The sequence below is a fragment of the Pedobacter sp. 05T44 genome, from assembly GCF_056395985.1.
Window position 1 is genome coordinate 124538 of sequence record NZ_JBFTKO010000012.1, and the last position, 12919, is coordinate 137456.

Consider the following 12919-nt stretch of genomic DNA (forward strand, 5'->3'; position numbering starts at 1 on the left):
ATTTTTCATGAAAAGAACAATCAACACTCTCGTATGTGGGCTTGCCGCGTTTGTGGCATTTAATACTCCCGTACTTGCGCAAAAAAAACCTTCAGCTGTAAAAAAGACGGTATCAGCAGCTGCAAAAAAAAACAATGATACTTTGATCCCCAACGACCCTAATGTTAAAATTGGGAAACTGGCGAATGGTTTAACTTACTACATCAGAAAGAATGTAGAACCTAAAAACAGGGCTGAATTATATTTGGCAACCCGAATAGGTTCGTTAATGGAAGAAGATGATCAGCAAGGATTAGCCCATTTTACGGAACACATGGCCTTTAATGGCACAAAAGATTTCCCTAAAAACGACATCATCAATTACCTTCAAAAAGCAGGTGTCCGTTTTGGTGCCGACTTAAATGCCTACACCGGCTTTGAGCAAACGGTTTATCAATTACCTATCCCAACTGATAGCACCCTGGTATTTAAAACAGGTTTTAAGATCCTGGCTAACTGGGCAGGGAAAGTGGTTATGGAGGGTGAAGAGATTGATAAAGAACGCGGTGTGATAATCGAAGAAGATCGCCAGCGCGGAAAAAATGCTCAGGAACGTATGAGCAAACAGTTACTTCCCCTATTACTAAAGGGCTCGCGTTATGAAAACCGCCTGCCTATTGGAAAGATCGATATTTTAAAATCATTTTCTCACGACAGGATCAGAAGCTTTTACAAGGATTGGTACAGACCAAATTTACAAGCTGTGATAGCTGTTGGTGATTTTGATGTAAATGAAGTTGAGCAGTTAATTAAGGCAAACTTCTCTGACCTAACTAATCCGGCAAATCCTAGACCTCGCTTAAATTATGATTTACCCGACAACAAAGAACCGCTTGTTAAAGTTATTACGGATCCTGAGCAGCCTTATGATGTTGCCATCATCATGTATAAATTACGTGGAAATGCTACAAAAACCACTGCCGATTTTAAAAAGAGAATCATGTATTCTATGGTGAATAGCATGCTGGGTGCAAGATTTGAAGAGATTCTGCAAAAAGAGAACGCTCCTTTTATTTTTGGACAAAGCTCATTCGGACCATATCAAGGTGGCCTGGTTTCGGGTATTAATGCTTTTCAAACTGTAGTTGCAGCTAAGTCGGGCGAGCAGTTGGAAAAAGCTTTTGCTGGAGCACTTGCTGAAAATGAGCGGATGAGCAAATTTGGTTTTGTACAATCTGAATTGGATGTTACCAAGAAAAACATTCTTGCAGGCAACGAAAAACAATACAAGGAAAAGGATAAAACAGCATCATCAAACTTTGTACAGCAGTACCTGAATAATTTCCTTAAAGGAAGCACCATTCCTTCTATTGATTATACTTACGCAGAAACCCAGAAAGCGGTTGCTAATATTACCCTTGAGGAGATAAATGCGCTGGTAAAAACGCTTACACCAAAAGAGAATCAGATTATTGTTGTTCAAGCTCCTGAAAAGGACAAAGCTATTCTGCCAACAGAAGCGCAATTGGTGGCCGCTGTAAAAAATGCTGGTGCCGGGGTTACTGCATATGTCGATAATTCGTTAAACAAGCCTCTGTTGGAGAAAAATCCGGTTGCAGGCAAAATTGTTGGTGAAAAGAAGATTGATGCCGTAGGCGTTACCGAATTAACATTGAGCAACGGAATTAAGGTGCTTTTAAAACCTACTGACTTTAAAAATGACCAGGTCATCTTCAGTTCATTCTCTAAAGGAGGAATGTCTGTAGTTAATGATGAGGATCTTGAATCGGCACAGATGGTAAGTCTGATTGCCCAAAGTGGGGTTGGCGAGTTTAATCCGACACAATTATCAAAACTGCTAGCTGGCAACACTGGCCGTGCTGGTGCTTATGTTGATGACCTCTATCAAGGCTTTAGCGGAAGTTCTTCTCCAAAAGATATTGAAACAGCTTTTCAAATGATTTATGCTTACGCGACCAATCCGAGAAAAGATAGTGAGATATTTAACAAGAACATCTCTGATTATAAAGTAGTACTGAGCAATAAAAATGCAAACCCTAATAGTGTTTTTAGCGATACTGTTCAGGCGGTGTTATCGTCGTACAACAAGCGTGCTATGCCTACTAATCTACAAGATTTGGACAAAGTTTCGCTAGACAAAGCTTTTGACTTTTATAAGGATCGCTTTGCCGATGCCAGTGAACAAACGTTCATTATTGTGGGTGCATTTGACATTAACACCATCAAGCCGTTTATTGAAACCTATATTGCCAGCCTACCTGCTCTGAATAAAAAACAAGATTTTATCGACCGCGGAGTTAGGGCACCGAAAGGAAAGATCAGTAAAACCGTTTATAAAGGTTTGGAAGATAAGGCTGCTGTGGAGTTATACATTCATGGAGATTATACCTTTAATGCAGATAACAATATTCAATTAGATGCGTTAAAAGGCGCTTTAGAAATAAAGATATTAGAACGTTTACGCGAAAAGGAAAGTGGTGTTTATAGTCCGCAGGTTGGCTTAAGTCTTGAAAAGTATCCTGCCGGTCATTATTACTTTAATATTTCATTTAGCTGCGCTCCTGCTAATGTAGAAAAGCTTATTACAGCAGCGCTTGATGAAGTAAATAAGATTAAAGCCAGCGGTGCTTCTGCAGATGATATCACCAAATTCAAATCAGAAGAACAGCGTCAGTTTGAGCTTAATTTACGTAACAACAATTATTGGTTAAGCTACCTTAGCAGCCGTTTAAAAAACGGAGAAAACTTAGATCAGCTATTGGGTGAAAAGCAAAGACTAAACAGTGTTTCTGTTGAAAGTACAAAAACTACTGCTCAGAAATATTTAAATGAGGATAATTACATCCGCTTAGTTTTGTTACCACAACAAAAATAGAGCTGTTATTTAAGCAAGAAGGGGGTGGCTCAAGAGATCTCTCCTATCGTCGAGATGACGACTGCCCCCTTCTTTATTTTAATGTATTACTAGTTTGGTGCCAGGGCTTCTTTAGCCTGTATACCTACCGGCCCGCTAGGTTCACTTTCATTCTTTAACCGATCCAGTGCCGTAACCAGGTAATTATATCTTTTACCACTATCTACATCAGTATCTATAAAGGAGGTAAATTCTTCAAAACTTATTTTAAGAATATTTCTGGCATTTAATATCCCTATTTTCTCGCCTTCTTCAAAACGGTAAATCACATAACCTGATGCAGTTTCTCCGTCTTCTGCAGGAAGAGGTTTTTCCCATTTTAGGTGCACACCATCATTCAAAGCATCTGCAATAAGTTGCCGTGGTTGGTTAGGCATTACATCATCAAGCCATGGCATTTGAGGTGGAAGTGCCGGATATTTATAAAAATCGTTTTTTAAGGAATCTCCAAATGCACGTGCTACGGTAGAGAATGATTTGGAACTAAAGTAAACACTTCCCTGTACCCGATTATTTTTCCTGATGTACCTGATCTGATCAGGCATCTGCTTTGGTAATCGCCACGCGGCCTCCATTCTTTGGTTCACCAGATAGGCAGCTTGTCCTATATAAAGATGTCTGCCATAGGTATTGTTACTCCACCAATCTACTAAGGTAGCAAATGGTGCCACTCTGCGTGTAAAGCTAAAATATATCTGAGGGTTAATGTAATCTACCCAACCTTCTTTAACCCATTTTCTGGAGTCGGCAAAAAGCTCTGCATAATTAGACAATCCGCTGGTTTCAGATCCCAGTGTATCTTCAGACTTGTTTCTCCAGATTCCGAATGGACTAACTCCGAATTTAACATACTTTTTGTAGTAATGAATACTGTCGTTCAATTGTTTAATAAGTACATCAACGTTGTTTCTTCGCCAATCATTTATATCTGTAAAGCCATTGGCATATTTACTAAATGTTGCGGCATCATTTATTCGCTGCCCTTCAACTTTATATGGATAAAAGTAATCGTCGAAATGTATTCCATCCACATCGTATCCTTTTACAACATCCAGGATAACCTGCACAATATATTCTCTAACCTCTGGTATTCCAGGATCAAATTGTTTTTTACCTGCGTAAGTAAAGAAAAGCTCAGGTCTTTTTCTAGTCATATGGCTCTCGTGAACCACTGAATTAGCGCTCATTGTAGCTCTGTAAGGATTAAACCATGCATGGAGTTCCATCCCTCTTGAATGTGCTTCTTTGATTGCAAAAGCTAATGGGTCATAACCCGGGCTCGGAGCAATGCCTTGCCTACCCATCAGCCACTGGCTCCAGGGTTCCCTTGGGCTTGCATAAAATGCATCTGCAGCCGGCCTAACCTGAAGCATTATGGCATTCATACCATTCTCTTTGTGCTTCTCCAGGATGCCTATAAGCTCCTGCTTTTGCTGATCTACACTAAGACCTGGTTTAGAAGGCCAGTCTATATTGGCAACGGTTGCCACCCAAACCCCTCTAAACTCTCTTTTTGGAGCAATTTTTGATGTGTCTTGCGCAAAAAGAGATAATGGTTGTACTATGGTTAATAATAGTGCATAAAAAGTGAGTTTAAACATCCTTTCTAATTTGTGATAGTATAAAATTTAGTTTCATTTGTTGTGTTCAGAATACAGTTCAGTTCCCTAATCCTAGCAAGTAAACGATTTTTTTCAAAGTCTCATACAAATAGAATGTTTTTTTTACCAATTGTTATATTTTTATTTATGTTCGCGCCTCAACCTAATTTAGTTAAGAATTGAAGTAATGTCAGACAAGAGTGATCCAGTAAATAAAGGCGACCGCAATAAAATCTACTTTTTAGTTGTTGTTATTGTTGCCTTATTAGGTACCAACGCCTACCTTTTTATCAAAGATAAAAAGGAAAACGAACGATTTGTTACTGTTAGCACAGAGAAAGATCGTTTAAGACTGGAGGTTGAGAAAATTGAAATTGAACTTGATAAGGTAAATGCCTTGAACCTTACTTTAAGTGAAAAATTAATTAAGGAACAGGAACTTGCCCGTGGAAAGATTGCCGACCTTAAAGCAGCACTCCAGAATGGTGAGCTTACCCAGGAACAGCTCGTTGTGGCTCAAAAAGAAGTACGTGAACTACGGGAATTTGTGAAAATCTATAATGAAGACATCCTTCGTTTAAAAAAAGAAAATTCCCTTCTTAAAAGCGAGAGGGATAGTTTGAAGGCTTCTGTCAATTTTGCCAGTGAGAAGGCCAATGAACTGGAAAAAAGAAACCAGGAACTCAGTGCAAAAGTAAAGACCAGTGCCGCTTTAAAGGCTGCGAATGTGCATATTATAGCTTACAGGGTAAAAAGCAGCGGTAAAAATATTGAGGTAATAAAGGCCAGTTCAGCAAAAAAATTAAGTGTAAAGTTTGACATTGTACCTAATCCGCTTGCCCAAAAAGATTATCACAAAATCTACCTTCGTGTATTTGATCCGGCAGGTAACCTTATTGCAAACGAGAACAACATGTTTGAAGCTGATGGACAAGAGATGCAGTACAGTTCATCCACATCTATCTCCTATAATGACGACAATACCAGTTTTAATATGGATTGGATTAACCCTAATGAATTTATAAAAGGGGAGTATTCGATCATTCTATATGCAGATGGCTATACAATGGGCCGCGCAGAAATTGTTTTAAGATAAAGGGAAACTAAGGTAAAAAGTAGTACCCACCTCACCAAAAGATTTGAACTCCACAGTTCCACCCGCATTCTCTACAGCCTGTTTAACAAAAGCCAATCCTAAGCCAGTCCCTGACGATTTTGTTGTGAAATTAGGCACAAATATTTTATCCTGTAAAGAAGAATCGATACCCTTCCCATTATCCTCAACCTCAATAAATACACGTTCCTGATTATTGGAGATGTTTACCTTTATGATACATACCGTATCAATATCGGCGGCCTCAATTGCATTTTTAAACAAGTTATTAAAAGTACGCAGCACCTGATCTTTATCACCAAGCACAACAACATCCGTATTGGTATTGTTAAGGATGTAGATCTCCGCATCCTGGGTGTTTCTAAAAACGTCTCTGGCCTGCCCAATTATAGGTAACAATTGGAGTTTCTCGAGCTTGGTATCAGGCATTTTAGCAAAATTAGAGAATTCCGACGCGATAGTAGATAGACTGTCGATCTGCTCAATGAATGACTTGCTAAACCTTTCAAATTTATTTTCAAAATTAGGATCTTTTTCCTTCCACGACTTTTCGAGCAGTTGCACTCCAAGTTTTAAAGGTGTGAGTGGGTTCTTAATCTCATGGGCCACTTGTTTTGCCATCTCGCGCCATGCACTTTCCCTTTCTGAGCGGGCAAGTTTAACGGCACTTTCTTCAAGCGCAGCAATCATCTTGTTGTATTCTTTTATGAGCGATCCAATTTCATCGTGACGTGACCAGCCGATGGGCTGATTCTTTTGCCCGAGTTTTGTTTTTTTAATGCTGTCCTGAATAAATGTCAATGGGCTGGTAATTTGATTGGCTAGAAACACTGCAAGTATCCCTATAGCCACAAATACCAGGGCGTATATATTAATCAATGTATTAATGAACACGCCGATCCTGGCTTGATAGTCAGCTTCGTTCGCATAATACGGCATACCAATATAGGCTACCGTTTGATTCTGAGCATTTCTAATAGGCGCGTATGCCGATGAGTAGGTAAAACCACTTATCCTCTCTGAGGGGTTAATATAATCTGACCCTTGTAATTGATTTAAATGAAGAAATGCCTTTGATGCCATTCTTCTACTTATAATACCAAGATCATACATCTTTGGCGTCGACGTAAATATCAATAATCCATTGGTATCAAAAAGATTTAAATAGGCAGCATTTATATCAGCAAACTGGTTGAATTCGTTTACTGCTCTATCTGTGGGAGCAGGGACCCCTGTTGCCAAAATCAGTTTTTCATAAGATTGCTGCACTTTTCTCACCTTCTCCTTGATGAAATCCTGTTGTTGCCTCCGATATTCATTACGTATATAGAAATAGGTGATCCAGCCCACAATGAGTAAGGTTGCCACTACCGACAAAACAATAGAAAATTGAATCCTGGTTTTGTAAAGAATCTTGTTGGCATTAATCATTAACGAACGGTTAATATTAAACCAGCCACTCCAGCTCTCATCAATATTTTTAAGTAGCCAGATTAGCGTGTACAATGTTATGGAAAACAAAATGAACACAAGAAAGAAGAAAGATAACGTAGCGAGCTGTATGATAAACGATACGTCTTCTTTGCTGATTACAATTAATTTTGAAGGCGTAGGATAATAAATCAGGTGTGAATAATTGAGGCTATCTTTAAAAAAGCCCACAGTATTATTGCGTGTGGCAAACCCATCACTCGAAAGCTTATAGGTATAATTACCCGATTGTCCTTCTAATCTGCCATCTTTATAAAGTGCAATAGAGTATTTACTATAATTATCCTCGTTTTTAATGGATCGGTCCATTAAAATTTCGGGCAGCTGACCTTTGTAATTATAAAGCTGGGATTTTAGCTCGATAACCAGTGTTCCCAATATTTGATTCTCTTCGTAGATCGGGATAATTCCAAAATAATTTTGATACCCAAAGGTATCATTCAAACGATAAAAATAATTTGATTCAGGAACTTTTACGGAACCCGCCTTTACCAGATTTTTAAAATAACTAAGCGGTATTGTCTGTATTCCGGTAGCTGATGAATCAAGATGATTATACTCGTATAAGTTGTATTCAAACCTTGGCAGATAGCGCTCTATGTAATCCTTCTCTATGCTCTTCTTAAGTTCTATTGGGCTGTTAAAATTAGGGTCTTTAAAATAACTTAATACGACCTTATTAGCCAAAATCGTTCTTTCCAGATTTTCTATAGCACTAACCACTGTAAAATCATCAGAGGAGACCAGTTTCTGCGCCATGGCGAACCTATTTACATGCTCCTTCTCGTCAATGAACCTTAGGTATTTAACAGAAGATATAAACGCAAGGCAGAAGAACAACAATGCAAAAACTGCTATTGAAAACTTGTTGTTCCTGATATAAAAGTTCCACGAAATAATAAAAATAAATAGCGCATATGCTATGAAAAAGATACTGAACCCCGTACCTAGCTTATAAATAAGACAGGCGAAAAAGGCAGCCAGAAAGAGTATGACTCTTTCCCTATTGGTTACATTTAATTGCAGCGTTTGCTGCATGAAAATATTTGCAACAAGGTAAATATTAAACCAGACAAGGCACAAAACAATAATACTAACCCAGCTTATCCCATCAAGGTTTATAATATTGGTGATGTCAAAATTTATTTTTGAATTAATGATCAGTCCAAGGAATACCTGATCAAATAAAAATGCAAGTGCTCCAAAAATGAGCAGCAGTACAAAGTGAAAGGACAATCCACCCAATTTACTTCGCGTTAGCCACCCTGGCAGCTTATATTTATCATTATAGGTAAAAACAAACAACACCACCCATGTAATCGCTATTACGTTAAGCAAGAAATCTCCAAGAGAAGGAAGGAAAAAGCTTTCAGCATATATCTTGGGGCTAAATATGGGTAAATTAAACTGCCTGTTAAACCATCCATATTCTAAATCTGTTACCCTTATCGTTACAAAGAAAAGCAAGATCAGCACCGTTGCCGGGATTAAATTGCCTCTTTTGGCTAACCAGCCACAAAAAGAATTAAAGAACAAGCAGAAGCTAAATAGGCCCACTATCCAAAGCCAAAGCTCTATTGTACCATAGATACTTCTTGAGTAGGTTGACTTAAGTTTAACTTCGAATATGATTTTGCCATCCAGATTACTGATACCCTGTACTTCAGGATCGACAAAAGTTGCCAGGGAAAGAGAATTGTTATTGGACAAGTAACGTGAAAAATCATTCTCAAGATATTGATTCTGGATGCTGAATTGATTTTTAACTTCTATCAAAAAAACAAGGGTATAACTACCGGTAGTTTTCTTAATAACTTCGAACCAACCATTTGCAAACTGAGAAAAAGACGACCCCTCTTTAATGGTTTGCGGGTCGGGTGGAACCAACGAATTATAGCTCCAAAATTTAAGTTTATTATCTTGATAGGTAAGAATATTGATACCCTTATCGCGATATTTATTAATAAAATTTAATCCATACTGATCATTTAAATGATACTGCTTAGCCTTTTCAACCTGAGCAGGATCATTTAAAAAATCATAAACAAGTCGTTCATTTATGGAGAGATTCTTCTGAAGCTTTCCTGCTTCGTGGGCCAGTAACTCCTTTTTTGTTATTGAATGCTTTAGCGATAATGCTGTAACAATACAGCAAGCGCCTAATATCAATAAAAGAAATCTGATTTTACCCCCGATACTCACACTTAAATGTTATTTTAATAAAGGTATTATTACCAGGTTTAGATTGTAGTTGCAGAACTTGTTGGCATTGCTCTATTAACCTTTTTCACCAGACCTTGTAATACATTTCCCGGGCCAACTTCTACAAATTCAGTTGCTCCATCGGCAATCATCCGCTCTATAGTCTGTGTCCACTTCACGGCACCTGTTAATTGGGTGATTAAATTCGACTTAATTTTTTGAGGGTCTGTATTTGGTGTAGGATCTACATTCTGATAAATAGGACACACCGGAGGCAATATGGTCACATTTTCAATAGCCTCTTTTAATTCTATTCTTGCTGGCTCCATCAATGGAGAGTGAAATGCACCACCTACATTCAACTTTAATGCACGCTTTGCACCTGCTTCAGTTAACTTCTGACAAGCGATATCTACACCTTCAATACTTCCCGAGATAACGATCTGTCCAGGGCAGTTGTAATTTGCAGCTACTACTACCTCATCAATATCATTGCAAATATTTTCAACTACTTCATCTGCTAAACCAAGTATAGCGGCCATAGTTGACGGTTGAAGTTCACATGCTTTTTGCATTGCATTCGCCCGTGCAATAACCAGTTTCAAACCATCCTCAAATGACAATGCCGATGCGGCAACAAGCGCAGAGAATTCGCCTAGCGAGTGTCCGGCAACCATATCTGGTTTAAATCCTTCGCCTAATGTTTTGGCTAAAATAACAGAATGTAAAAATATTGCAGGCTGTGTTACCTTAGTTTCTTTAAGCTCTTCATCCGAACCAGAGAACATAATATCACTGATGCGGAACCCTATAATTTCATTTGCCTTTTCAAATAATGTTTTGGCCTGCTCATTTTCGTATAGTTCTTTTCCCATACCTGAAAATTGGGCACCCTGACCTGGAAATACATATGCTTTCATAAATACGTTGGTTCTTTTTTTTAATGTAAGTTGGCTGTTATTAATCTTAAGAATTCAGCTCTTGTTTTATCTTTTGCAAATTCTCCTGTAAACGCCGATGTGGTGGTAACAGAATTTTGTTTTTGTATTCCCCTCATTGCCATGCATAAGTGCTTGCACTCTATCACAACTGCAACGCCAGTAGGTTTAAGGGTTTCCTGAATACAATCTCTAATCTCATTTGTTAAGCGTTCCTGAACCTGTAATCGTCTGGCAAAAGCATCAACAATACGCGGTATTTTACTTAAACCAACAATATGTCCATTAGGGATGTAAGCAATGTGTGCCTTACCAAAAAACGGAAGCATATGATGTTCGCACATAGAAAAAACCTCTATATCTTTCACCACAACCATTTGGCTATAGTCTTCCTTAAACATAGCTCCACGTAGTATTTCGGCCGGGTTAAGGTCATAACCATGAGTTAAATACTGAAGGGCTTTGGCCACCCGTTCGGGAGTTTTAATTAACCCCTCTCGCTCCGGATTTTCGCCTAACTGACCTAAGATATCTTTATAATGATTAGCTACCGAGGTGATTTTTTCTTCGTTATAACGGTCAATTTTTATGTACCCGTCTTCTGTCTCATCTAAATGATCTGTATGATTCATATCTGTGATTATTAACCGAAATACTCAACAAAATTATTCTCGGTTTCGTAAATTTTTATGCAGTGCAATTGAGCTCCTGATTCGGCAATAAGTGCATACAATTCATCCCATATAGCTATGGCCAAATTCTCCGTTGAGGCAAGTTTCCCTTTCATAAAATCTACGTCAAGATTTAGGTTCTTATGATCGATCTTATCAACTACCTGGGTATTTGTAATGTCCTTTAACCACTTTAAGTCTACCAGAAATCCCGTTTCAGGATTGATCTCTCCTTTAACCGTTACATACAGCTGGTAATTATGTCCATGCCAGTTTGGATTAGCACATTTTCCATAAACTTCCGTATTTTTATCTTCAGTCCAGTCTGGCCTCGAAAGTTTATGCGCTGCGTTGAATGATGCTTTTCTTGTGATATATATCATTATAAAAGGTTATTGTTTGTAATTAACAAACAAATATACGCAGAAAGCTTAAAGTAGAAAGGTTTAACACTAACTTAGATGTTTATGAAGATTCTGCTAGTTGCCGCCACAAGACCAGAAATCGGGTTATTAACCGAGCATTTTAAGCTCCCTGAAAAAGATTTCATGCAAACTCCCGAATTTGACATTCTAATTACGGGTGTAGGGATGACAGCAACAGCATTTGCCTTAGGCCAGCATCTATCAGCTAAATATAACCTTGTGTTAAACCTGGGCATCGCCGGATGCTTTGATCGTTCCATCCCCCTTGGTTCAGTACTAAATATAACTGTAGATGAGTTCGCAGAGCTTGGAGCCGAAAACAAGGAACATTTTATCAGTATTGATGAACTTGGGTTTGGCAAAAGCAGCTATTCTGCATATAACAACCTGCTAAGCGAGTCGGTCACAAAGCTGAAAAAAGTAAAAGGAATAACCGTTAATCGCGTTCATGGAAATGAAGTAAGCATTTCGGCAGTTAAAACCCGTTTAAATCCGGTAACAGAAAGTATGGAGGGAGCTGCCGTATTATATGGATGTGAAAAAGCCGGCATCCCATGCCTGCAGATCCGCAGCATTTCCAATTATGTTGAGCCAAGAAACAAAGCCGCCTGGAATATCGGCATTGCCGTAAAAAACCTAAATGAGTGGACACTTGGATTTTTGACAAATACATAACTATTCAACTTTTCATACTCCTTATCTTTAGGCCATGAAACTAAGTCTTGGCTTTTCTCCGTGTCCAAATGATACATTTATTTTTGATGCCCTCATACACCATAAAATTGATACTGAAGGCTTAGACTTTGAGGTGTTCTTCGACGATGTAGAGACCCTAAACCAAAAAGCTTTCAGAGGTGAGTTAGACATTACCAAGCTAAGTTTTCATGCTTTTGCCCATGTGTATAAGCAATATGCGCTATTGGACGCAGGAAGTGCCCTTGGATTTGGTGTAGGCCCTCTGCTTATCTGTAAAAATGAAAACCTTATTCATAACCCGGAAGAATTAACAGCAAATCTTAAAGTTGGAATTCCCGGAAAGTATACCACAGCAAATTTTCTATTGGGGATCGCCTTTCCCCATTTAGTAGACAAACAGGAAATGATTTTCTCTGAAATTGAGTCCGCTTTAATTAATAACATGATTGATGTTGGCCTCATCATTCATGAGAATCGTTTTACTTATGCTGATAAAGGACTTCATAAGATTGTTGACCTTGGAAGCTACTGGGAGCAATTAACAGGATGTGCTATCCCACTTGGGGGAATTGTAATTAACAGAAATCTTGACAGAGAAATACAGGAAAAAGTAAACAGACTGTTGCGGAAGTCCGTTGAATTTGCTTTTGCTAACCCTAAGTCAGGCATAGATTTCATTAAAGAGCATGCTCAGGAAATGAGTGAAGAGGTGATGTATAAGCACATTGAGTTATACGTAAACAAATACTCCATTGATCTTGGTATTGAAGGAAGGAAAGCAATAGATGTGCTGTTTAAGCTGGCCATTGAAAAGGGATTAATTCAGCCTATTGAACATGATTTATATTTAATCCCTTAATCCCTCAA

General features: G+C 38.4%; 9 protein-coding genes. 4 read left to right on the plus strand and 5 right to left on the minus strand.

Annotated elements, in window-relative coordinates:
* Positions 1-7 precede the first annotated feature (7 nt).
* Entirely contained in the window at positions 8-2875 is a 2868-nt protein-coding gene (locus tag AC1DDK_RS18300; protein ID WP_337716998.1) for a M16 family metallopeptidase, read from the plus strand.
* Positions 2876-2964: 89 nt separating this feature from the next.
* On the opposite strand, the gene AC1DDK_RS18305 is transcribed toward AC1DDK_RS18300, so the two are convergent.
* The gene (locus AC1DDK_RS18305; protein WP_337717000.1) at positions 2965-4515 is read right to left on the minus strand and encodes a glycoside hydrolase family 10-like protein; all 1551 of its coding nucleotides are present in this window, start codon (positions 4513-4515) and stop codon (positions 2965-2967) included.
* 187 nt (positions 4516-4702) lie between these two features.
* On the opposite strand from AC1DDK_RS18305, the gene AC1DDK_RS18310 reads away from it, so the two are divergent.
* The gene (locus tag AC1DDK_RS18310) at positions 4703-5611 is read left to right on the plus strand and encodes a hypothetical protein (RefSeq protein ID WP_172662188.1); all 909 of its coding nucleotides are present in this window, start codon (positions 4703-4705) and stop codon (positions 5609-5611) included.
* Here AC1DDK_RS18310 and AC1DDK_RS18315 read toward each other — a convergent pair.
* The 4 genes from AC1DDK_RS18315 to AC1DDK_RS18330 are packed head-to-tail and all read right to left on the minus strand — an operon-like array spanning position 5603 to position 11314.
* Entirely contained in the window at positions 5603-9322 is a 3720-nt protein-coding gene (locus AC1DDK_RS18315) for an ATP-binding protein (RefSeq protein WP_337717001.1), read from the minus strand. The two genes, AC1DDK_RS18310 and AC1DDK_RS18315, sit on opposite strands and share 9 nt — an antisense overlap.
* Positions 9323-9360: 38 nt before the next feature.
* Positions 9361-10242 (minus strand): ACP S-malonyltransferase, encoded by an 882-nt coding sequence (gene fabD, locus AC1DDK_RS18320; RefSeq protein WP_288883358.1) that lies wholly within the window; start codon positions 10240-10242, stop codon positions 9361-9363.
* A 20-nt stretch (positions 10243-10262) separates the two neighbouring features.
* Positions 10263-10892 (minus strand): GTP cyclohydrolase I FolE, encoded by a 630-nt coding sequence (gene folE / locus AC1DDK_RS18325; protein WP_172662190.1) that lies wholly within the window; start codon positions 10890-10892, stop codon positions 10263-10265.
* Between the two features lie 11 nt (positions 10893-10903).
* Positions 10904-11314 carry a 6-pyruvoyl trahydropterin synthase family protein gene (locus AC1DDK_RS18330; RefSeq protein WP_048908287.1) on the minus strand — a complete coding sequence of 137 codons (411 nt, stop codon included), beginning with the start codon at positions 11312-11314 and terminating at the stop codon, positions 10904-10906.
* Positions 11315-11398: 84 nt separating this feature from the next.
* Between AC1DDK_RS18330 and mqnB the strand changes: the two genes are divergently transcribed.
* Positions 11399-12031, plus strand: coding sequence for a futalosine hydrolase (mqnB, locus tag AC1DDK_RS18335; protein WP_337717003.1), 633 nt, complete (start codon positions 11399-11401; stop codon positions 12029-12031).
* Positions 12032-12065: 34 nt separating this feature from the next.
* On the plus strand, positions 12066-12911 hold the full coding sequence (locus tag AC1DDK_RS18340; protein ID WP_288883362.1) for a menaquinone biosynthesis family protein: 846 nt from the start codon (positions 12066-12068) through the stop codon (positions 12909-12911).
* Positions 12912-12919: the final 8 nt, after the last annotated feature.